The 20,346-nt window shown below is 57.5% G+C and carries 22 protein-coding genes and 1 tRNA gene; 10 read left to right on the top strand and 13 right to left on the bottom strand.

Annotated features, from left to right (window positions below):
- Nucleotides 1-446 precede the first annotated feature (446 nt).
- Nucleotides 447-1,067, bottom strand: a complete 621-nt coding sequence (locus MBOO_RS00515; RefSeq protein ID WP_011991113.1) for an RAD55 family ATPase — start codon at nt 1,065-1,067, stop codon at nt 447-449.
- Between the two features lie 97 nt (nt 1,068-1,164).
- On the bottom strand, nt 1,165-2,724 hold the full coding sequence (locus tag MBOO_RS00510) for a class I adenylate-forming enzyme family protein (protein ID WP_011991112.1): 1,560 nt from the start codon (nt 2,722-2,724) through the stop codon (nt 1,165-1,167).
- A gap of 124 nt (nt 2,725-2,848) precedes the next feature.
- On the opposite strand from MBOO_RS00510, the gene MBOO_RS00505 reads away from it, so the two are divergent.
- On the top strand, nt 2,849-3,412 hold the full coding sequence (locus MBOO_RS00505) for a hypothetical protein (protein WP_011991111.1): 564 nt from the start codon (nt 2,849-2,851) through the stop codon (nt 3,410-3,412).
- A gap of 87 nt (nt 3,413-3,499) precedes the next feature.
- Entirely contained in the window at nt 3,500-3,799 is a 300-nt protein-coding gene (locus MBOO_RS00500) for a hypothetical protein (protein ID WP_011991110.1), read from the top strand.
- 60 nt (nt 3,800-3,859) lie between these two features.
- Here MBOO_RS00500 and trxA read toward each other — a convergent pair whose 3' ends face one another.
- Nucleotides 3,860-4,261: a thioredoxin gene (gene trxA, locus MBOO_RS00495; protein ID WP_048068170.1), complete on the bottom strand. Its 402-nt coding sequence runs from the start codon at nt 4,259-4,261 to the stop codon at nt 3,860-3,862.
- Between the two features lie 119 nt (nt 4,262-4,380).
- Between trxA and MBOO_RS00490 the strand changes: the two genes are divergently transcribed.
- A tRNA-Met gene (locus tag MBOO_RS00490) sits at nt 4,381-4,455 on the top strand.
- 239 nt (nt 4,456-4,694) lie between these two features.
- Here the strand turns inward: MBOO_RS00490 and MBOO_RS00485 are convergent.
- The 4 genes from MBOO_RS00485 to MBOO_RS00470 all read right to left on the bottom strand — a co-directional run bounded on the left by MBOO_RS00485 (nt 4,695) and on the right by MBOO_RS00470 (nt 7,337).
- The gene (locus MBOO_RS00485) at nt 4,695-5,372 is read right to left on the bottom strand and encodes a class I SAM-dependent methyltransferase (protein WP_011991108.1); all 678 of its coding nucleotides are present in this window, start codon (nt 5,370-5,372) and stop codon (nt 4,695-4,697) included.
- Nucleotides 5,373-5,471: 99 nt separating this feature from the next.
- Nucleotides 5,472-6,902 carry an amidophosphoribosyltransferase gene (gene purF / locus MBOO_RS00480; protein ID WP_011991107.1) on the bottom strand — a complete coding sequence of 477 codons (1,431 nt, stop codon included), beginning with the start codon at nt 6,900-6,902 and terminating at the stop codon, nt 5,472-5,474.
- A gap of 10 nt (nt 6,903-6,912) precedes the next feature.
- Nucleotides 6,913-7,095, bottom strand: coding sequence for a 50S ribosomal protein L37e (locus MBOO_RS00475; RefSeq protein ID WP_011991106.1), 183 nt, complete (start codon nt 7,093-7,095; stop codon nt 6,913-6,915).
- A gap of 11 nt (nt 7,096-7,106) precedes the next feature.
- The gene (locus tag MBOO_RS00470) at nt 7,107-7,337 is read right to left on the bottom strand and encodes an LSM domain-containing protein (RefSeq protein ID WP_011991105.1); all 231 of its coding nucleotides are present in this window, start codon (nt 7,335-7,337) and stop codon (nt 7,107-7,109) included.
- Between the two features lie 170 nt (nt 7,338-7,507).
- On the opposite strand from MBOO_RS00470, the gene MBOO_RS00465 reads away from it, so the two are divergent.
- The 3 genes from MBOO_RS00465 (at nt 7,508) to MBOO_RS00455 (ending at nt 9,010) form a co-directional block, all read left to right on the top strand.
- Nucleotides 7,508-8,005: an RNA-binding protein gene (locus MBOO_RS00465; protein WP_048068500.1), complete on the top strand. Its 498-nt coding sequence runs from the start codon at nt 7,508-7,510 to the stop codon at nt 8,003-8,005.
- A 92-nt stretch (nt 8,006-8,097) separates the two neighbouring features.
- Entirely contained in the window at nt 8,098-8,466 is a 369-nt protein-coding gene (locus MBOO_RS00460; RefSeq protein ID WP_011991103.1) for a cell division protein SepF, read from the top strand.
- Nucleotides 8,467-8,470: 4 nt separating this feature from the next.
- Nucleotides 8,471-9,010 (top strand): ZPR1 zinc finger domain-containing protein, encoded by a 540-nt coding sequence (locus MBOO_RS00455; RefSeq protein ID WP_011991102.1) that lies wholly within the window; start codon nt 8,471-8,473, stop codon nt 9,008-9,010.
- Nucleotides 9,011-9,051: 41 nt separating this feature from the next.
- On the opposite strand, the gene MBOO_RS00450 is transcribed toward MBOO_RS00455, so the two are convergent.
- From MBOO_RS00450 to MBOO_RS00440, 3 genes are read right to left on the bottom strand one after another with little or no spacing between them, the layout of a single operon-like run.
- Nucleotides 9,052-9,477 (bottom strand): hypothetical protein, encoded by a 426-nt coding sequence (locus MBOO_RS00450; RefSeq protein ID WP_011991101.1) that lies wholly within the window; start codon nt 9,475-9,477, stop codon nt 9,052-9,054.
- Between the two features lie 49 nt (nt 9,478-9,526).
- Nucleotides 9,527-10,519: a phosphoribosylformylglycinamidine cyclo-ligase gene (gene purM / locus MBOO_RS00445; RefSeq protein ID WP_011991100.1), complete on the bottom strand. Its 993-nt coding sequence runs from the start codon at nt 10,517-10,519 to the stop codon at nt 9,527-9,529.
- Complete coding sequence (locus tag MBOO_RS00440) at nt 10,516-11,913, bottom strand: aspartate kinase (protein WP_011991099.1); 1,398 nt, start codon at nt 11,911-11,913, stop codon at nt 10,516-10,518. Before MBOO_RS00440 ends, purM begins: the two co-directional genes overlap by 4 nt.
- Before the next feature lie 61 nt (nt 11,914-11,974).
- On the opposite strand from MBOO_RS00440, the gene tfrA reads away from it, so the two are divergent.
- Together tfrA and tfrB are read left to right on the top strand one after the other, a co-directional pair.
- Nucleotides 11,975-13,603, top strand: coding sequence for a fumarate reductase (CoM/CoB) subunit TfrA (gene tfrA / locus MBOO_RS00435; RefSeq protein WP_011991098.1), 1,629 nt, complete (start codon nt 11,975-11,977; stop codon nt 13,601-13,603).
- Nucleotides 13,600-15,069 (top strand): fumarate reductase (CoM/CoB) subunit TfrB, encoded by a 1,470-nt coding sequence (gene tfrB / locus MBOO_RS00430; RefSeq protein ID WP_011991097.1) that lies wholly within the window; start codon nt 13,600-13,602, stop codon nt 15,067-15,069. The genes tfrA and tfrB overlap by 4 nt, the downstream gene beginning before the upstream one ends.
- 561 nt (nt 15,070-15,630) lie before the next feature.
- Here the strand turns inward: tfrB and MBOO_RS00425 are convergent.
- Nucleotides 15,631-16,785 carry an FAD-dependent oxidoreductase gene (locus MBOO_RS00425; RefSeq protein WP_011991096.1) on the bottom strand — a complete coding sequence of 385 codons (1,155 nt, stop codon included), beginning with the start codon at nt 16,783-16,785 and terminating at the stop codon, nt 15,631-15,633.
- A 114-nt stretch (nt 16,786-16,899) separates the two neighbouring features.
- Between MBOO_RS00425 and MBOO_RS00420 the strand changes: the two genes are divergently transcribed.
- Complete coding sequence (locus tag MBOO_RS00420; RefSeq protein ID WP_011991095.1) at nt 16,900-18,192, top strand: LamG domain-containing protein; 1,293 nt, start codon at nt 16,900-16,902, stop codon at nt 18,190-18,192.
- Between the two features lie 67 nt (nt 18,193-18,259).
- Here MBOO_RS00420 and MBOO_RS00415 read toward each other — a convergent pair whose 3' ends face one another.
- Nucleotides 18,260-18,763, bottom strand: a complete 504-nt coding sequence (locus tag MBOO_RS00415; RefSeq protein WP_011991094.1) for a rubrerythrin family protein — start codon at nt 18,761-18,763, stop codon at nt 18,260-18,262.
- Between the two features lie 184 nt (nt 18,764-18,947).
- On the opposite strand from MBOO_RS00415, the gene radC reads away from it, so the two are divergent.
- Nucleotides 18,948-19,610, top strand: a complete 663-nt coding sequence (radC, locus tag MBOO_RS00410; protein ID WP_011991093.1) for a RadC family protein — start codon at nt 18,948-18,950, stop codon at nt 19,608-19,610.
- 22 nt (nt 19,611-19,632) lie between these two features.
- Here the strand turns inward: radC and MBOO_RS00405 are convergent, their stop codons facing one another.
- Nucleotides 19,633-20,238 (bottom strand): flavodoxin family protein, encoded by a 606-nt coding sequence (locus MBOO_RS00405; protein WP_011991092.1) that lies wholly within the window; start codon nt 20,236-20,238, stop codon nt 19,633-19,635.
- Nucleotides 20,239-20,346 lie beyond the last annotated feature (108 nt).

Below are 20,346 nucleotides of genomic sequence, written 5' to 3'. Positions count from 1 at the left end.
ATGAGTGGATCTTCTAAAAAAAATAAAAGAAATAATAGAGGTTTATTCTAAAGGGAGTCGGAAAGCCTAGAATAGATGCATCTTACAACAGTTACACTATCGTATGCCTCTCTGCTGCATCACCACCGAGTTCCCTCCCACACTTTAATGTTAATGATGTAGGAGGGCGTCTGAAATACAGCACGGTCGGATCATTCCTCTTTTACCGGATATAACCGTCTCGGTGTGGCAGTATCTTCCCTCTGATTAGGAGGGTCGATAATTTTCGAGAGGGCCCGGGACATCTGATGAAAAACTGGAAATTAGGATCTCCGGTTGTTCCCCCTAGCGAGACGGGTGTGGCCGTGCCACCCGTCGAGCGCGAGGGGGCGAGTGCTCGTTCGTTTGTGGATTGCCTGACCCCCGGTATAGAACAATCTTGAAAAAAGAACCGATCCCTAAGGATCTTACACCACTCTCGATGTAGTGGACGCCTCGATCCCCCGCTCGGTGATGATGAAGGGTAAAAGACGCTGGGGGGCAGCGGCATCGCGGATCTTGTGCACGGCAAGCGTCCGCTCGATCTCGCTCTGGTGGACATCGGTTTTGAGTTCGATAACAATGTCGGCCGCACGCATGATCCTTGTGATCTCCACCGGGGTGTGGACATTGGTATAGACGATAAACATCATGTTTGCGCCGCGTTCCCGCATGCTCTCGCGTGCATGCTTCAGGAACTTAAGGGCGGCATCGATCCCGTACCGGATAACGATCGCGGAATACGAATCGATGACAATCCGGCCGCCAACCATCTGGGGCAGGTACATGTCCGGGTGGAGTTCGGCAACATCCTGCATCCCCACCTCCACATCCCCGTCGTTCATCAGGTAGGTGCCCTCTTCGCCCTCTACCTTCCAGAACTGCATTGCTGCAAGCTCGACTCCCGAGATCGGCGTCCCGTACACCATGACAATTGTACCTGCCGGGAAACCGCCATCTAAAAGAAGGTTGAGACCCACGATACCGGTAGAACGCTTCTTTGGCTTAACGGAGATCGGGATATCAACGATCTGGGATTTTGTGTCCACGCCGAGCTGCTCCGGACTAATATTTTAAACGGCGTATTTAAAAAGGTTTGTGGAAGGGTCCGCCCTGTCGGTCGCAAAATTTCCGTGCAATTTTCAATCAGGCTGGCATTTTCCCAAATTTTTCCCGCAGGGTCCGGCGCAGGAGTTTCCAGCCGTGCACCCGGGGGAGATCATCGACAATGACCAGTGTCCGCGGAACCTTGTACCCGGCAAGGTGCTGCCGGCAGAATGTCTCGAACTCCGGTTCTGCAAGCGCGGCTCCGGCTTTTAAGACCACCGCCGCTACCGGGGATTCCCCCCGGCGCTCGTCCGGGACACCGAAGACTGCCACGTCCGCAACGGCCGGGTGCTGGACAATCACATTCTCCACCTCTGTCGGGTAGATCTTCCAGCCCGACATGATGATCATGTCCTTTTTCCGGTCGGTGATGTAGAGGATACCCTCCTCATCGATGTACCCGATATCCCCGGTCAAAAACCAGCCGTCATGCCGGAACACAGTCGCAGTAGCCTCGGGCAGGTTCCAGTAGCCTTTTGCAACCGAAGGCCCGCGAAGGGCAATCTCCCCGGCCTCCCCGGGCCCCAGCTCCTTTTCCGGGTCGTCCACGTCCACGATCCTGACCTCGGTGTACCCGACCGCAACCCCTACGCTCTGGTAATTCTTCGTGAGGTGCGGGTACTCCGGCAGGGTGGTGGTGCCCGATCCGATCACGATCGTCTCGGAGAGGCCGTAGGAGTTGGCCACCGGGATGTGGAACCGTTTGTCGAACGCCGCCCAGACCGAGGGAAGCAGCTGGCCCCCGCCCGAGATGATCACCCGGACGGTCCGGAGGTGTTCTTCGATTCCCGGCTCTGCATGGACGAGCGTGTGGATCACCGGTGGCATACCGGCGAGCACAGTTACCTTGTACCGCCCGGCAAGCGCGAGGTACTCGGCGGGGTTGAAACGCTCCATCATCACAAACGTTCCCCCGGCCCGGAGCACCGCAAGCCCCCACGAGAGCCCCACGTGCCCCATCGGGTAGATCCCGAGATACACATCGTCCGGCCGGAGCCGGAGGGCCTCGCGTTCCGCATCGAGCGCCGTCATCCAGTTGCCGTGCGAGAGCATTGCGCCCTTGGGCTTCCCGGTGGTCCCGGCGGTGTACTGGATATGGCAGAGATCGTCCATCGCGCAGTTGGCCGCCCGCACCGATGCCGGGACCGCAGGAAAGGACGACCAGGCAACAGCATCCCCGGGCATGGCATCGGTGTTTCCGGGACCGGCCACACAGATAATATGCGCAAGGCCCGGGGCCTTCTCCTGCACTGCCCCTGCCACCGGTGCACCCCGAATATCTGTGATAATTGCACGGGCACCGGCATCCCTGACCACGTGCAGCAGTTCTTCTGCCTGGTACACGCTGTTGGCCGGGACAGCAACCGCACCGATCCGCCAGATCGCAAAATAGCTGATCAGGTATTCGGGAGAACTGTCAAGGTAGATGCAGACACGGTCCCCCTTTTGTATTCCCAGACCGGAAAGGCCGCACCCAATCCGGTTCATCTCGTCCCTGAGTTCCCGGTAACTGTATGTCTCGTTGCGCAACGGGCAGACGAGTGCAGCCTTGGCCTCGGGAACGCTTTTGGCATCAAGAAGGGTGGTAACGTTGGACATGGACTTTTGAATCGGATCTGATGATACGAATGAGACTTTGATGTATATAGGTGTTCATTTTTATCCGACCGCAACTTTTGTTACAGGTATTCACCAACGATACTGGTATAGGGGTGTGCGGAAGATGACGGATATCCGTAACTTTATCGGTTTTGCCCAGAACGAGACCCTGATCAAGGAGTACGACGGCCTGCGGATGTACTTCCCGGTCAGGGCCAAGATCGGGATAGCGGTGACCAACAAGAGGCTTATTGCGTATTCCACGGTCAGGAGTTTTTTTAATCCGCAGTCGGAGTCGATCTACCAGCATGCGGCAATCGCCGATATCAAAGGGGTCGGAGTGGTCCAGTCTGCGCGAAGCCGCCCGGCAGCAGTCGTGCTCGGAGTCTTCCTGCTCCTTGCCGGGGCGCTTGCCACCGTGATTGGCCTTACCGGGGGAAGCCTGCCGGCTCTTGGTGGAGGTGTAGCGTGCGTAATTCTCGGTATCATCCTTGTTATCGCCGGTCTCCTGTGGAAGAAGAACCTGTTCCGCTTCGAGGTCTGGGGAAATGCATGGACGCTGTGCATCGGCGAGTTCGACACGATCAGGCCATCAGTGGTTTCCGGCCCGGAACTGCTCAAGGTTGTTGAAGAGCTTGGAGCCCTTATTGTCGAGATCCAGGAAGGCACCCTGTACACCGGCGAATAAGCGCCGTCTCCTTTGCGCTTCCGGGGACTGCGGGCCGAACATAACAAGGTATTTCTGTATTCCAAACCCGTATGATAGCTGATACCTATGGCTGAGGAGACACACGCGGAACAGCCGCAGCAGCAGCACCATAACCGGCGGCCCTTCCGCCACCACCGGCCGGATCACCGGCCACAGCAGCAGCCCCGCCCCGCACAGGAAGAGCGGCCGCCCCAGCAGGCACCACCCGGGGCCGGCGCTGAGGGTGCTGCTGGTGCAGCCGCTGATGAGGATGAGGAAGACCGCGAAGAATCACGCCAGCGGCAGAACCGGGGCGGGCACCACCGCGGGGGCAAACCGCCCAAAAAAGTGTACGAAGAGTTCATCAACGATCCATACTGCGAATAATTTTTTTTTAAAACAGGTTTTGACGGGCCAACTATCACCGGCCCGTTTTTTGTTCTTTTTTCAAGGGAAGTTTCGGATAACCTTCTCCCGGATCGCTTCCTTGGGATACGCACCGATTACCCGGTCTACCATCTTGCCGTGCGAGAAGAAGACGATATTTGGAATCGCTGAAATATTGAGCTGCATGGCCAGCTGCTGGTTCTCGTCCGTGTTGCATTTCCCAAACGTCACTTTCCCGGCAAACTCCCCGGCAAGCTCCTCGATTGCAGGGGCAATCTTCCGGCACGGCCCGCACCACTCCGCCCAGAAATCGATCACAAGAGCCGGGTGGGTCTTGAGGAGCTCTTCCATATGGAGCTGATCCACCGGGATAACCCTGCCTCCTGCGCCCTGGCGTTCCAGCTTCCCTTTGAGTTCAGCCATCCGCTTCTCCCGGACCCGTTCCAGCTCGTTATCGTCCATACTGGTGAATAAGGCGGCGCTGCTAATTGAATCTAGCGAACGGGACACAAAAGCCGGTCCCGATCCAGTAAAGTATATCTGCGCCAGTCGTCTATATTATAACCCTGATTAAGTCTGGAAGCGAGGTAGGGTAGTCAGGATATCCCGACGGGCTCATAACCCGTAGATCGATGGTTCAAATCCATCCCTCGCTATTTTCTTTTGTCGTTTTCCTGCTGGACACGGCAGTATCTTTTTGTGCGGGCGTTCCTTACGCCACATGGGCCGGGAAGATCAGGCAGAGGCCGAGCAGGGCAATCAAAAAGACAAGGACACATCCGGAAACGTTCATGCGGGGACTCACCGGAGACCCGTGGGACAAGCGGGTATATACGCACCTTTCTTATGGAAAAGGTGAGGGAATTTTTTTCCCGGGACATTGCCGCCGAACCGTTCAGGCCTTCCCTGCCACCGTCACAATAAATGTCCGGTTCCGGTACACTACATCGACATCGGAAAATCCTGCCTCGCGGAGCCATGCGAGCTGGACCGAGAGTTTCTCGTTTTTGTCAAGCGTATTGCGGCGTTTTAAGATCTCGGCATGCTCGTGCGCAGAAAGCGGCCCGTTTGCAAGGAAATCATTCCAGTACGCAAGGTACCGCTCTGAAAAATACGGTGTCTCACCCTCGGCCTGGTCGGCGTTGACAAAGATCCCGCCCGGGGAGAGGGCCCGGTAGATCTTCAAAAAGAGCCGGCGCTTGTCGCCGGGTTCAAGGTGATGGATCGAGAGCGCGGAACAGACAAGGTCGTAGGGCCCGCCGAGATCTGCCTGCGCATAATCCCCGGTCCGGAAGCTGACGTTCTCTTTTTTGGAAAATCGCTCCTCTGCGACAGCGAGCATCTTCTCTGATATATCGAGCAGAGTGATCGCTGCTCCCGGGTATTTTTCCAGGAGAAGAGCGGAGAGCAGCCCGGTCCCCGCCCCCACATCAAGAATTGCGGGGGCTTGAGAGGGGCTCTCTGCTGCCCAGACCGCAGCACCGTAATAGTTCCGCATATCGGGGATGACATGCTCGCGCTGTGCATCGTACTCGGTAGCCACCGCGTCAAAGGCCTTTTTGATATGTTCCATGCATCTTCCTTCGCGTATATACCGCATTTCCCGGGACGGGCAAAAAAGGTGAGCGCCCTGCAGAGTAACAGTACCAAAAAAGGAGCGGATGATCCGGATTTACGTGGTCTCGGCTTCGAACGACTCGAGCCGTGACTGGAATGTCACGTCCACGAAGTTTACCAGGCGGGGGTTTGCAGTTTCTCCGTCAATTAAGAGCGGGTAACAGCCGGTCAGGCAGCCCGTGCAGAGATCCTCGCGGTCAAACCCGATCGCTTTTACCAGCGCATCAAGCGAGATATGGTGCAGGGATGTAGCCGTGATCGAGCGGCGGACCTCTTCTTCTATCTTGTCGCTTGCGATCAGCTCCTTTCGCGTGGGCATATCCACACCGAGATAGCAGGGGGCCTTGATCGCAGGCGACCCAATCCGCATATGGATCTCCTGTGCACCGGCGTCCCGCATCATCTCGATGATCCTCTTTGAGGTTGTCCCCCGTACGATGCTGTCATCGACCAGCACGATCGATTTGTCCTTGAGGTGAGCCGGGATCGGGTTGAGCTTGATCCGGACCGCCCGTTCGCGCTCTTTCTGGGTGGGCATGATGAAGGTCCGGCCCATGTACCGGTTCTTCATGAGGCTCTCCACAAAGGGAATCCGGGATCGTTCAGCGTACCCGATTGCGTATGCGGTACCGGAGTCCGGCACCGAGCAGACCGAGTCTGCAGATACCGGAGCCTCTTCATGGAGTTTCTGGCCAATGGTCCGCCGCACGTCGTATACAAGCACCCCGTCGATAACGGCATCTGCCCGGGCAAAATAGATGTACTCGAAGATGCAGTGGGCACACCGCCCGGCTACTGCGATCTGCGTGCACTTTACCCCGTCGCCATCCATCCGGATCAGCTCGCCTGGCCGGATATCGCGCAGGAATTTTCCACCCAGCGCATCGATCGCCACGCTCTCGGATGCCACGATATACCCGTGCTCGATCTTTCCCAGGCAGAACGGCTTGATTCCCAGCGGATCGCGGAACGCGTAGATGACGCCGTCGATCATGATCACAACCGAGTACGAGCCCTGCATCCGTTTCATGCAAAGCTGGACTGCATCCTCCACCGAACCCGAGGTGCTGATCTCCTGGATGAGGATCTTTGCAATGATCTCCGTGTCAGTGGTGGTGGTAAAGATCTGGCCGGCCTGCTCGTACTCCCGCCGGATATCGCAGGTGTTGACCAGGTTCCCGTTATGGGCAACGGAAATGAAGTGCTCCTGGAACTGGAAATTTAAGGGCTGGATATTTTCCGGCAGGTTTGAACCGGTGGTCGGGTACCGCACATGACCGACACCGGCCGTGCCTTTCAAATCTTTTAAAACAGCAGGAGAAAAAACGTCGGCAACAAGGCCCTGTCCCTTGAACTTGCGGAGACTTGTGCCGTCAAACGTGGATATTCCGGCGCTCTCCTGGCCACGATGCTGGAGTGCATACAGGGCATAGTAGAGCTGGATGGAAACACCGCCAGCATCGACGATGCCAACGATACCACACATGGTACTGCTCTTAATGCGTCGGGGTTTTCGGCCGCTTGGTGTCCCACTTGAAGCTCTGCATCTTGGTGCTTCTTCCAAACCCACAGGAAGAGCAGACTTTTTTCTGGGCGTGGAACGAGATCCTGCCACAGCGCCGGCAGGCGATGTGGGTCATCTTGTTCATCTTGCCCATTGACGGAGTGCCTTTTGACATGCTTTTTCACCTTATGATTCCAGCGATGGAGAGATATAGATCACGTTGTCCCCGCGGACGATAAGCGTGCCTACTTTAACAACCTGCCCGTTCTCTGTCTCTTCAGCCTTGTCAAGGACGAGGTTCATGTGAACGTCATACCCTTGAAGAACTCCCCGGATCTCTCTTCCTCCTTTGAGGGAGACGATAACGGGCTGGCGGTTCAGCACCAGATCCAAAATATCCAACGGTCTCTTGGTCATACTTATCCCCTGTGTTACCATCGCTCTGGAGTAATATATGTGCGTGAGCACTCTACTTAAACATAGCGTAGAGCGGCAAGGGACAAGAAGGTTTCTGGCAGCTAAAAAAAGGCCGGCTTGCGGGCCCGGGAAAATTATTAGCCCTTGCACGGGAGATGGTAGAAAGGACAATGAAAAAGATCATCGCAAAAAAGCGGCATTCTATCAGAAAAAGCCAGGTAGAGGATCTCTTTAGCCGGCTCACACTCCAGATCGGCCCCTCGGCAGCGCTCTTCCGTTCCGACATGATCGAGATCCTGGAAACCTCCTCGGATATCGCCATCTTCCTCGTGAACAAAAAACCGCTCCTGATGGATACGGGCGAATGGGCCTTTCCCACGCTCAAAGGGGCGGTGCAGTGCCCGTTTCCCGAGCGGATGGTGACCGTTGACGCCGGGGCGATCCCGTACGTGGTAAACGGGGCCGATGTGATGCGGCCGGGCATTGTCGCAGTCAGCGATGATGTGGCAGCAGGCGGCCCGGTCCAGATCGTGGACGAGCGGCACAAAAAGCCCCTCGCTATCGGGGTCGCGCTCCTGGACGGGGCGGCAATCCGGGCGAGCGCACAGGGAAAGATGTGCAAGAATTTCCACCATGTCGGCGACGAACTCTGGAATCTTGAACTGTAGCTTTTCTGAAATGAGAAAGGCGGGGGGAAAACAGGGCCATTTCCGCCTTTTACATCGATACTATTAAATAATTTTCTTCGTACAGTTTTTTTATGGTTAAGATCTTTGATACACTTTTAGGGAAAAATTCCACCAGTTCCGACGACGAGTATATGGAACTGGACCTCAGTTCATACGAGGAGCACGGCCGGGACGCCCCCGCACTTCTGGTCAAGATCGCCACAATCGGCGACCTCAAGGACACGCCCCGGGTCAAGGATGAGGTATACAACGGCAACATCGTGATCGTCGATATCTCCCGTCTCAAGATGGACAAGATCTCGTACGAGCGGGTCTTAAAGGATCTAAAAGAAGTTGCAAAGGATGTCAACGGGGATATCATCGGCCTTGGGGACCAGAGATACGTAGTCCTTACCCCGATGTCGGTCAAGATCTCGCGCGACAAGATTGGCGGGGCATAACGCGGTGCGTACCGTTGTCCCGGGGCCGTGTCCCTATTGCAATACCGAAATAGAATACCTCTACCAGACGGAAAATATCCCCTATTTTTCTGATATCCTCATCATCTCTGCTATCTGCCCGGCATGCGGGTACCGGTATGTGGACACGCAGCTCCTCAAAAACGCCGATCCGACCCGGTACGAACTTGCCGTGGAAACCCGTGACGACCTCGACGTGCGCGTGGTACGGAGCATGACCGCACACCTCGAAGTGCCGGAACTGGGCGTCCGGATCGATCCCGGCCCGGCCTGCGAGGGCTTTGTGTCCAATGTCGAAGGGGTGCTCGACCGGATCGCCCAGGCCATACATGCCGGAATACGGGACGGCGACGAGACCGAGAAGGAGAACGGGCGCGTCCTCCTGGAGCGGATCGCGAGCATCAAGGCCGGGAAGCTGCCCATGACGCTTATCCTCCAGGACCCGATGGGAAACAGCATGATCGTCTCGGACAAGGCGGTAAAAAAGCCGGTTGCGGAAGACGAGCCGGAAGAGTGCGAACCGTAAACACCGGCCACCCGGGAGGCCTTGCTGTATTGTCCCCGGGATCAGCGATCCTTTTGGTTTTCTTTTAAAAACGCCCCGACCGTGAACCGGTTCGGGTCATGGGTCTCGCGGACATTGGTTCCTTCATAGGTCCGGTCGTGTTTCTGCAGAAGAGACCGCAGGGCTTTTTTGAGCTTATCCGGGCGCTTTGCGATCTTCGATCGCAGGGCAGGTTTCAGGAGTTTTCCTTTGGTAGCCTCACGGAAATGCTCCGGGCAGAGGACCACCAGGAGATGGGCCGGGTTCTCTTCTGGCCGGTGAAGGGAACTGGAGAGCATCCCCAGCAAAAAAACCTCAAGTTCATCGGACATGCAACCGCAGTACTCACATTTCCCGACAAGGTCCCGGACCTGCATTTTTGTCTTTGAAGAAAGGATGATCCGGCTGCGCCGGGAAGCGTTGTCGCCCGATCCAAAACCCTCAGCCATTTTGTTCCTCACCCCCTGATTTGTGCCGGAAAAACAACCGTCTTTTTTTTTAAGTGACCTGCACGTTCCCAAGCCATGCACCGGGTTTTTCTGTTACTTCCCCGACAGCCTGTGCACCGGGCAAAAGAGCGGTCACCGCATCCACGGACGCCGGCGGCACAACATAGGCGTACCCCATCCCCATGTTGAAGGTGCGGTACATCTCCACATCGGAGATCTTTCCTGTCTCCTGGATCCAGGAAAAGATTGCGGGCGGCTGGAGCAGGGTATCGAACCGAAACCCGTACCGGGAGAGCCGGAGGAAGTTCAAGAGTCCCCCGCCCGTGACATGGCACATACCGTGCACCGTGCAGGTGTCAGCGACATTCAGGCTTTCATGGTAGATCCGGGTCGGGGTCAAAAGTTCGCGCCCAAGCGTCTTTCCTGTGCTGATCTTCTCGTCGTAGTCCGCGTACTTCTCCACCACCATCCGCGCAAGCGAGAGGCCGTTGCTGTGGATACCGGTGGACGGGACGCCCACGATCTTGTCGCCGGGCCGGATCTTATCGCCGGTCACGATCTTCCCTTTATCCTGGATACCAAAACAGGTGCCGGCAAGGTCGAGGCCGTTTACAAGGCCCTTAAGCGAGGCGGTCTCCCCGCCCACGATATCGATGTTTGCCTGCCGTGCTCCCTCGTTGAGGCCAATGCCGATCTGGGCCATCTTCTCCACCGAGAGCTTGTCCGTGGCAATGTAATCGACAAACGCAACCGGCTCCATGTGCATCACGTAGAGGTCGTTGACGTTCATCGCAATGCAGTCGATTCCGACCGTGCTCCAGTCCCCCAGTTTGTCGGCAATGAGCATCTTTGTCCCTACGCCATCGGTAGTGAGGGCAAGCGCCTTTGGCCCAAAGTCGATAAGGCCGGCAAAGTGGCCGACGTTACCAAGCATCGTGTAGTTGCCTTTCCGGCGGTAGGTCAGGTTTTTGATAAGAGCCTTGATCGCGGTTGCTTCGAGATCAATATCGACCCCGGCCTCGCTGTATGCGTTCTGTGTCATGCACATTCCTCCGAGAGCCGGAATTCATCGTGCAGCACCCGGACCGCACGCGGGCCGTCTGCCTGCTTCACAACAAACGAGATGTTGGCCTCGCTTGAGCCCTGGGAGATCATCATCACGTTGATCCCGGCCCGGCCAAGGGCGGTAAAGATCCGCCCGCCCGATCCTGCGGCACCGGCCATGCCGGCACCGACAACGGCAACCGCACAGACGTCCTTGTTGTGCGTTACTTCCCGCACAATGCCGTCTTTTACCAGGAACTCTAATGCAGCCACCGCAATCGGAAGGTGCGATTCGTCCACGATGAGCGAAATATTTGCTTCGCTTGACCCCTGAGTAATCATCATCACGTTGACTTCCTTGTCGGCAAGGGCCGAGAAGATCATCTTTGCCACCCCGGGCCTCCCGATCATCTGGGCGCCGTTGATGTTGATTGAGGCGACCTTGTCAATGTAAGTGAGGGCTTTTACCACCCGGCTGTCCCGGTGACCGTTTCTCACGATCATGGTACCCGGGTGGGTCGGGTTGAACGTATTTTTGACCCGCACAAGGATGTTCTTCCTCATCGCAGGATCAATGGAGCGGGGGTGCATAACCTTCGCGCCGAAATAGGAGAGCTCCATAACCTCGATGTACGACACGCTCTTTAAGACCCGGGCATCGTTGATCACCCGGGGATCGGAAGTCATAATGCCATCGACATCGGTCCAGATCCAGATCTCGTCAGCGTCGATGCCGGCGCCCACGATGGACGCGGAGTAATCCGATCCGCTCCGCCCAAGGGTCGTGATGATCCCGTTCTCGGTGCAGCCCATGAAACCCATGATGACCGGGATCTCGTTTTTGAGCAGCGGGTCGATCTTCTTTTTGATCCTTTCATCACTCTCGCACAACGCGGTCGCCTCGCCGTGCTGGGGGGTGGTGAGGATGCCGGCCTCGCAGCCGTCAAACACGTTCGACGGGATCCCCCGCTGGCGGAGGGCAGCACTGACAATCGGGGCAAGCAGGCGTTCCCCAAACGAGATGATGTAGTCCTTGGAGCGGGGAGTGAGCTCCCGCAGATTGTAGACAGCGACAAGGATGTGCTGGAGGCTCGCAAGGCGCTTTTCAATCACTTTTTCCGTCTCGGCCGAAAAATCCGGGGCCGCTCCTTCAAGGGTCTTTACGTGCCGTTCACGGAGTGCGGCAATCAGCGGGAGGACGGCAGTGCAGTCCTTTGCGTTCGGGAGCTTTTCTGCAATATCGATGAGCTGGTCGGTCACACCCCGCTGTGCTGATACCACGACCGCGATCTCATCCCCTGCCCTGCGGTGGTGCTCAAGGATATCCACGACCCGCCCGATACACTGTGCATCGGCGACGGATGTTCCGCCGAATTTCATGAGATATTTCATTTTGGGTTCACTCTGGCTGTACCATTTATTTATGTAACTATACGGCGCACAGAATTATAATATGCGTGCAGACGGGGTTGTGGACTGCCATGTGCTGGTAATTGGGAGCGGCGGCGCAGGAGTACGGGCTGCAATCGGGGCGGCCCGGTACGGAACAACCCTGCTTCTCTCAAAGACCCTCGCGGGAAAGGGCGGGTGCACCCCGATGGCAGAAGGCGGCTACAATGCAGTGCTGCGCGAGGCCGACTCCTGCGAGATCCATTACGAGGACACCCTGCGGGGCGGGGCGTTCCTCAACGAGCCGGAACTTGTCCGGATCCTGGTGCAGGAATCCCCGGAGAGGGTCAACGAGCTGGTCGGCTGGGGGGCGGTCTTTGATTTCACCAATGAATGCGAGATTGCCCAGCGTCCGTTCGGGGGCCAGCGGTTTCCCCGGACCTGCTATGCAGGTGACCGGACCGGTCACGAAATGATGATGACGCTCATGGAGCGTTTCGATTCCTCGGGTGCGACAAAGATGGAAGAAGTGACCGCGATCGATCTGCTCAAGGAAAGCGGACGGGTGATCGGGGCCTTTGCCCTTGACGAGAACGGGGACGAGGTGATCATCACCGCGGACAGCACCATCCTTGCTACCGGAGGGGGTTCCCGGGTCTATGACATTTCCACGAACTCGTCGAGCGGCACCGGGGACGGCTTTGCTATGGGCTACCGGGCCGGGGCCGAACTCATCGACATGGAGATGGTGCAGTTCCACCCGACCGGCGCAGTGTACCCCTACGATGCCCGGGGCCGGCTCATCACGGAAGCCGTGCGGGGCGAGGGAGGCATTCTCAAAAACTCTCTGGGCGAGCGGTTCATGAAACGCTATGACCCGGTCCGGATGGAGCTCTCCACCCGGGACGTGGTGGCCCGGGCGATCGCTACCGAGATTGCAGCCGGCCGGAGTACGCCGCACGGGGGGGTGTACCTGGATGTCACGCACCTCCCAAAAGAGCAGATCGAGACCCGGCTCCCGCTGATGCTCGAACAGTTCCTGACCTACGGGGTGGACATCCGTACGCAGCCCATGGAAGTAGCTCCCACCGCCCACCACATCATGGGCGGGATCCGGATCACGCCGAAGTGTGCAACCACCGTGCCGGGCCTCTTTGCCTGCGGTGAGACCGCCGGGGGCGTGCAGGGTGCAAACAGGCTTGGAGGAAACGCCCTTGCCGAGACCCAGGTCTTTGGGAAACGCGCCGGGGAGGCGGCCGGGCAGGGTGAGAGGCGGGTAAAGAAGATCGATCCCGCACAGCTGGCGGAGATCCGGGCACGGACAGAGGGCTTCCTCTCGGGAACAAAAAACCCGGCCCATGTCAGAAAGGAACTCCAGAAAACAATGTGGCAGGATGCCGGTATCTTCCGGGACGAGGCCGGGCTTAAGCGTGCGCTTGCCACGGCAGAACATCTGCTCACAGCTCCGATCCGGGCGGCCTCTCCTGCCGGGATTGTGGAGTGCTGCATAGTGCAGAACATGTGCCTGACGGCAGCGCTCATCTGCCGTTCGGCTCTTGCCCGGCCGGAATCCCGTGGTGCAAACATGCGGGTGGACCTCGCACAGGAATGGGATGCGGAGCACTCGCCCTACGGCCACACGTACATCTCGAAGCACCGCCAGGGAATTTCCCGGCACGGGGTGCCGGCATGAGGGAACTTCGCGTCACGATCCTGCGCTTTGACCCAAAAAAAGATCCGGCACCCCACGCGGAAACCTATGCGGTAAACGTCAGCGAAGGGGCCCGGGTCCTGCATGTCCTGCACGCGATCCACGACGAAATCGACCCGACGCTCTCCTACCGGTACTGCTGCGGCTCGGGGCAGTGCGGGAGCTGTGCAGTGCGGGTGAACGGTGAGCCAGTGCTCGCGTGCATGAAGGAAGCAACCGACGGCATCACGATCGCTCCCTTAAACCTGCCGGTCAAAAAGGATCTCGTGGTCGATCTTCTCCCCAAAATTGCCGCCATTGCATCCCTTGTCCCCTCCGGAGAGGCGGACGCCCGGCTGCCCACAAAGGCGCAGATCGATGAGATAAAACCTCTCCGGGACTGCATCGAATGCCTCGCGTGCGTCTCGGTCTGCCCGGCCATGACCGTGACAGAATTTCTCGGGCCCACGGCCATGCGCCAGGAGATGCGCCTTGCCCTTGACCCCCGGGACACCGGCACCCGCGTGCCGGATGCAGTCCGCGACGGGCTGTTTACCTGCACGAGCTGCCAGGCCTGCTACCTTGCCTGCCCCAAGAAGATCAAGATACCGGCAAAGGCAATCGAGAAGCTCCGGGCGCTTGCCAACCGGCAGGGGCTCACCCTCCCCCGGCACCAGGAGGTCGCAGCGCTCATCGAGAAGACCGGGCGCAGCGTTCCACAAACTTCAGAGTCGCTCCTGGAAAAAGTGAGTGAAGTCATCGAGCCCTATGGCCCGGTAAAGGGCACGATCGGATTCTTTGTCGGCTGCATGTACAACCTGCGCCAGCAGCAGTCTGCCCTTGATGCGCTGGAAGTGCTGAAAAGAAACGGCATCAGAGTGATCATCCCCAAAGAGCAGATCTGCTGCGGTTCGCCGCTGATCCGGACCGGCCAGCTCTCCTATGTCGATACCCTCAGGAAACGCAACATCGACACGTTCCAATCCCGGGGTATTGTCACCGTGATGACTATGTGTGCCGGCTGTGGGTCGACCCTGAAGCATGATTACGTAACGCCGTTTAAGGTCATGGACATCAACGAGGTGCTGGTCCAGTACGGGATCGAGCCTCCCGCACGGCTCCCGATCCGGGCAACCTACCACGATCCCTGCCACCTGATGCGGGGACAGGGCGTGAAAGACGAGCCGCGCCAGCTGATCCGGCAGGCAGTTGATTTAATCGAAATGCCGGCTATCTGCTGCGGATCGGGCGGCGGCGTGAAATCCGGTCTGCCCGATGAGGCGGCGGCCCTCGGGGAAAAACGGCGGGAAGAGATCAGAAAGACCGGGGCAGAGATCGTTATCACTTCCTGCCCGTTCTGCGAGTTCCATATCGCGAGCCATTCTGATAAACCGGTGAAAAACATCATGACTGTGCTGCTGGAAGGTTACCGGGAGAAGGACCGGCTGGCAGGAAAGAAGAACGAATAACGGGGGTATCCAGTAACCGTGGTCTGTACCACCCCACCACCCTGCTTTTTTCCATCCAAATCCGGGCCCAATATGGCCCCCGATTTCCTGTTTCAGGATCCCGGATCACATTTCCACAGGAACTGGTGTCCACGCGCATAGAAAATCCTGATTTAATTGCGTATTTTTAAAAAAGCCTCAATTTAAAGACAATTTCGACCTGCAAAATAGCGGCCTTTTTTTGGCATGGTCTTTGGAGATGTCCTGCAGGTCAACTAAATGGGAGATCGGCCTTCCAGAGGCCGCTATGAGCGTTTTTCAATTTTACGTCGAAGAAACCGGTTTGTTGTGGGGTGATCGATGGTGGCTTGGGGGGGGAGGGGGCTACCCTTGATTCTGCTGCACGAACGGTCGCCCCGATCAATTCCGGAATCGATCGGTCCGGCCAATTTTTTCGGCGGAGCGCAACGCGGGGGTGATCGATTTTTTTTTGCGGAAATTGGTATTCCCAAAAGAATTTTTTTTAGAACCACCGGCAGCCGGAAGTCCTGCCCGCACACGGGCACTGGTAAAAAAAAAGATTCAGGCCAGGCTCATCAGGTAATCGTACGCTTCGAGCGCGGCCTTTGCCCCTTCACCGGCAGCTATAATGATCTGCTTGCTCTTTACCGATGTCACATCGCCTGCCGCAAATACCCCGGGCCGGCTCGTGTGGCCGTCCACATCCACCACGATCTCCTTTTTCCCGTTGAGCTCCACCAGGCCATCAAAGATCTCCGTATTCGGCGTCCAGCCAACCTCGATAAAGACGCCATCAACATCAATGCGCTGTTCCCCCTGGCCCTCGGTTGCAATCGTGATATGCTGGAGGAACGGATCGCCGGCAAGCGCGGTGATCTGCGTGTGGAGGTGCACGGTAATGTTCTTTAGCCCTTCAAGCTTTTTTGCGTACACCGGATCCGCCTTGATTGTGCTCCGGACAAGCAGGCTCACGGAGGAGGCGATGCTGCTCATCTCAACGGCGGTCTGGAGCGCCGAGTTTCCGCCGCCCACAACAGCGATCTTCTTATCCTTAAAAAGCGGGCCATCGCAGGTCGAGCAGATGGACAAACCGCGCCCGAGGTACTTCTCCTCGTTTTCAACCCCTAGTTTCCGGGGCTGTTTTCCCGGGGTGAGGATCAGGCTCTTTGCCTTCACGGAAAGGCCGGAAACGGTTGTTACCACAAACAGGTTCTCCTCCATTGTAACGCCGTTTACCCGGTCGAGCTCCAGGCGCACGTCAAGGGTCCGGACCTGCTCCTCGAACTTCTTCATCAAGTCTTCACCGGTGATCATCCGGTAGCCCATGTAATTCTCAATGGCCCACGATTCCAGCGCCTGCCCGCCAATACTCTCGGAAACAACGAGCGTTTTTAAGAGTTTGCGGGCGCAGTAGACCGCGGCAGTAAGTCCTCCCGGGCCGGCACCAACGATGATGACATCGTAGGTCTCTCCCGCTGCATGGGTCCCGAAAAGCTCGTTGAGCCTCTGGGAGTCAAAGCCGACAATCACCTCGTCATCAACGGTAATTACCGGTACGCCGCGCTGGCCTGAAAGCGCGATCATCTTATGAGCCGCAGCGGTATCGGCGCCGACATCAATGGCTGTGTAGGGAACGCCGTACTTCTCCAGGAATGCCTTGGCCATCCGGCAGTACGGGCAATTTTTCGTGGAATAAACGGTGACCGTGCTCATCATGTGCGAAAAGGTTTGCCGCCGATATAAAGATTATGGAGGAGGAATATAGGCTCTAAAGCGCAAATTTCTTTTTATCGCACACCCCACTACCCCATGATACAAGAAGGTACACTCATGCCCGCCGTTACCCGTCGCACCTGTTTTTGGGGAATCTTCTGGTGTGGTATCCTGGTCCTGCTTCTCTGCACTGCCGGTGCCGCGGCTGCTTTGGATACGGCGGCCGGGCCGGTGGTGTACCTTACGTTCAACGAGGGCAGCGGCGCTCTTGCACTCGATGCGTCCGGCCACGGGAATACCGGGACCATTCATGGCAATGCATACCGGATTGATAACAGCGGCTGTGTACGGGCGCTTGTGCTTTCCGGCAATGGCAGTTATGTCTCCGTACCGTATACCCCCGCCAATCATCCCACGGAGGCTATCACGGTCTCGGCGTGGTTCTATGTCAATGATACGTCCCCGCAGACGCTTGTCTCAACCTATGCGGACGGCGGGGGATACCGGCTCGGATTTGATGAGGGAAACGACCTCTGGTGGACGCTCGGGCTTGACAATGTCCGGGGAAGTGCCTCGGTGGTGATCCCGCATGAAGCCATCACGCCCGGGCAGTGGCACCAGGTTACGGGATCGTACGACGGTCAGGTAGCCCGGATCTACCTGGACGGGATTCTCAAGAACCAGATAAATGCCACCGGTACAATCCGGTACTCCGACAGCAACGATATCCTGATCGGTGCAAATGCCGGGCCAAATGACCTGCCCGACCCGGATGCCCCGGAATACCTCAACGGGGCAATCGATGAGGTCAGGATCTACAACCGGTCACTCTCATACGGCGATGAGATGGATGACCGGTATGCCTGCTCTGCTGCCACCGGAACCGGGATCCTTTCCCTGCCTGCACCTCTCCCACCGGTATATCTCACCTCGGGTTCGGTTTCCCTTGCTCCCGGGGAGACAGCGACACGGAGGCTGACGTTTACCAACCAGAGCGAACAGGGCACCTGGCAGGTAACGGTTTCCCCTGGTTCACGACTTTCGGTGGATGCCTCGGATGCCTACCCCGATGTCTATACGGACGAATGGTACGTTGAGCTCAAAGACCAGGATACCCGGCTCTCCCGCATCGTTGCTTTCCCGGTTACCTACAATGCCCCGGCCGCCGGAGTTATCGAATCGGGAAATGCCACCGTACTTGTCCATTACTTTGGTGGCCCGGGACGGTTCCCGGCAAGCGTGATCCTTACCTTCACCAGCTCTGCGGCACCGGAAAGCCCGGTCTCCACGCTGCCAAAGGAGATGCTCGAATATCCCATCATCGTGTTCTACTCGGCATCCTGGGTAACCCTGATCGCCCTTGTGGTGGTCATCGTCTGGGCCCACCGGCGGCACACCAAAAAAGAATAAAGTTATTTTTTCAGGGAGCACGGACTGCTGCCATGCCCCCGGACAGGTAAAAAAGATCACGGGGGGATTAAAGGGTGATTTCGCGGAACTGCTTCCCGAAAACCCCGCAGACCGGGCACTTGTCCGGTGCCTTCCCGATCTCGATGTTGCCGCAAACAGGGCAGAGATAGATTTTTTCCTTGCCCAGGTCATGGCCGGCTTTTATGGCGGCAAGCGCCTTTTTGTACAGGCCGGCGTGGATCTCTTCGGCCTTCATAGCATGGGTAAAGGCAAGTACCGCCTCACTCTTCTTCTCGGCCTCGGCCTCCTTGATAAAGCCGGGGTACATGACGGTGTACTCGTGAGTCTCCCCGGCAATACTGCCTTCCAGGTTCTTCTCGGTCGGGCCTACGGCACCGAGCACCTTGAGGAGTTTCTTTGCATGGACCGTCTCTGCCTCTGATGCCGCTTTGTAGAGTGTGGCAATTGTCGTGAATCCTTCGGCGGCGGCCTTTTCGGAAAACGCCAGGTATTTCCGGCTGGCCTGGGATTCTCCGGCAAACGCTTCCTGTGCATTCTTCTCGGTTGTCATACGGGAACGTATAGTCAGGGAGTTACTTAAACATTCTTCATGAGGCACGGGTAGGCCGGCCTTCCCGGAATTCGGGATAAGATGAATTACATAAGAAAGAGGTTATAGATGCCGGGATACTACCCATATCTATGCACAAACAGGTACCGGCCCGGGGATCGATTCTCCCCATCCGCGGCAGGCCATGAAAAAGATGAAAGATCTCCCCGCCCTGGACCGGCCGCGGGAGAAGATCGCACACAAAGGTGTGCAGGCGCTCAACGATGCGGAGCTCATCGAGGCGATTATCGGAAGGGGGCTGCCCGGCCGTGATGTCCGGGCGATAGCACGCGATATCGTGCTCCTGCTCAGCGATCCCGCCCGGCAGGTCAGGTACGAAGACCTGCTGGAGATCGATGGAGCAGGGCCGGCCAGGGCGGCACAGATCATGGCCTGCCTCGAACTTGGGCGGCGCCGGTACGGGCCGTCCGATGCCGTGAAAATCCGTACACCGGAGGATGTCCTGCCTCTGGTAGGCCAGTACCGGGATAAGCCGCAGGAGCATTTCATCTGTATCTCGCTCTCCGGGGCCGGGGAGGTGATCACAAGCCGCGTGATCACGATCGGGATCCTCAACCACAGCCTGGTCCATCCCCGCGAGGTATTTGCCGGGGCAATAACGGACCGGGCCGCATCGGTTGTCTGCGTGCACAACCACCCCTCAGGATCGCTTGAGGCAAGCCCGCAGGATATTGCAATCACCCGGCAGCTCCAGGAGGCAGGGGCCCTTCTGGGTATCCAGCTCCTGGACCACATTATCGTGACCCGGACCGGTTTTTCCAGCCTTAAAGAGAAAGGACTAATCTGATCGGGAGATGAAAAACGCCCGGTCACTTACCAGCCGGGGCGGCAAGCGACTGGCCAAGGGCAAACCCTTTCCTGTACGCTGCATCCAGGAGATCCGGCCGGGTCGTGATATCCAGGATTCCGTCCATGCCGTTAACCAGCAGCTCGTCCTGGTACCGGCAGTCGATGATGTCAAAGAACGCCCGTGTTGTCAGTTTTGCCCCGACAAACACCTCCGGAATATCCATGCCGGAGATAGAGATGAAAATGCCAGCCCGGGCAGGCTTCCGGTCCCGGGGAATAAACGACTCGTGCCGGTGGTACTTGGCCATAAAAAAGACCTGGAACCGGTCCATGAAGGCCTTGAGCGTCCCGGGGATCCCCATGGTCATGACAGGCGTAGCAAGGATCAGGCCATCCATTCCTTTGAATTTCGGGTACACCTGCTGCATATCGTCGTCGAGAATGCAGGTCTCGTGATCCCTGCAGAAAAACATCTCCTGGCAGCCCTGGAAATCAAGGCTCGTTACCGGGATAAGCTCCACAGTACAGCCGGCATCCCGTGCTCCCTGTACGGCCCGGGCCATAAGCTGCGCCGTATTGCCCTCATGGAGAGGACTGCCCAAAAGGCCGATGATAGTGGGAGCCATACCCGGATTAGGAGAAAAAAACCAATATAGTTTTGGATCCGGTAAAAAGGACGCAAGGGGCGGTGCCGGGAGATGTCGCAGACGTGGGTACGAACACAACTGATATAT

This window comes from Methanoregula boonei 6A8 (assembly GCF_000017625.1).
Lineage (GTDB): Archaea > Halobacteriota > Methanomicrobia > Methanomicrobiales > Methanospirillaceae > Methanoregula > Methanoregula boonei.
The sequence above is the reverse complement of the archived record's forward strand: the minus strand, read 5'-3'. Positions and strand labels throughout refer to the sequence as shown.

Bases quoted from the DNA above. Each gene is read 5' to 3' on its own strand.
- MBOO_RS00510 (WP_011991112.1), bottom strand. From the start codon at position 2,724: ATGTCCAACGTTACCACCCTTCTTGATGCCAAAAGCGTTCCCGAGGCC.
- MBOO_RS00505 (WP_011991111.1), top strand. From the start codon at position 2,849: ATGACGGATATCCGTAACTTTATCGGTTTTGCCCAGAACGAGACCCTG.
- MBOO_RS00500 (WP_011991110.1), top strand. From the start codon at position 3,500: ATGGCTGAGGAGACACACGCGGAACAGCCGCAGCAGCAGCACCATAAC.
- trxA (WP_048068170.1), bottom strand. From the start codon at position 4,261: ATGGACGATAACGAGCTGGAACGGGTCCGGGAGAAGCGGATGGCTGAA.
- MBOO_RS00485 (WP_011991108.1), bottom strand. From the start codon at position 5,372: ATGGAACATATCAAAAAGGCCTTTGACGCGGTGGCTACCGAGTACGAT.
- purF (WP_011991107.1), bottom strand. From the start codon at position 6,902: ATGTGTGGTATCGTTGGCATCGTCGATGCTGGCGGTGTTTCCATCCAG.
- MBOO_RS00475 (WP_011991106.1), bottom strand. From the start codon at position 7,095: ATGTCAAAAGGCACTCCGTCAATGGGCAAGATGAACAAGATGACCCAC.
- MBOO_RS00470 (WP_011991105.1), bottom strand. From the start codon at position 7,337: ATGACCAAGAGACCGTTGGATATTTTGGATCTGGTGCTGAACCGCCAG.
- MBOO_RS00465 (WP_048068500.1), top strand. From the start codon at position 7,508: ATGAAAAAGATCATCGCAAAAAAGCGGCATTCTATCAGAAAAAGCCAG.
- MBOO_RS00460 (WP_011991103.1), top strand. From the start codon at position 8,098: ATGGTTAAGATCTTTGATACACTTTTAGGGAAAAATTCCACCAGTTCC.
- MBOO_RS00450 (WP_011991101.1), bottom strand. From the start codon at position 9,477: ATGGCTGAGGGTTTTGGATCGGGCGACAACGCTTCCCGGCGCAGCCGG.
- purM (WP_011991100.1), bottom strand. From the start codon at position 10,519: ATGACACAGAACGCATACAGCGAGGCCGGGGTCGATATTGATCTCGAA.
- MBOO_RS00440 (WP_011991099.1), bottom strand. From the start codon at position 11,913: ATGAAATATCTCATGAAATTCGGCGGAACATCCGTCGCCGATGCACAG.
- tfrA (WP_011991098.1), top strand. From the start codon at position 11,975: ATGCGTGCAGACGGGGTTGTGGACTGCCATGTGCTGGTAATTGGGAGC.
- tfrB (WP_011991097.1), top strand. From the start codon at position 13,600: ATGAGGGAACTTCGCGTCACGATCCTGCGCTTTGACCCAAAAAAAGAT.
- MBOO_RS00425 (WP_011991096.1), bottom strand. From the start codon at position 16,785: ATGATGAGCACGGTCACCGTTTATTCCACGAAAAATTGCCCGTACTGC.
- MBOO_RS00420 (WP_011991095.1), top strand. From the start codon at position 16,900: ATGCCCGCCGTTACCCGTCGCACCTGTTTTTGGGGAATCTTCTGGTGT.
- MBOO_RS00415 (WP_011991094.1), bottom strand. From the start codon at position 18,763: ATGACAACCGAGAAGAATGCACAGGAAGCGTTTGCCGGAGAATCCCAG.
- radC (WP_011991093.1), top strand. From the start codon at position 18,948: ATGAAAAAGATGAAAGATCTCCCCGCCCTGGACCGGCCGCGGGAGAAG.
- MBOO_RS00405 (WP_011991092.1), bottom strand. From the start codon at position 20,238: ATGGCTCCCACTATCATCGGCCTTTTGGGCAGTCCTCTCCATGAGGGC.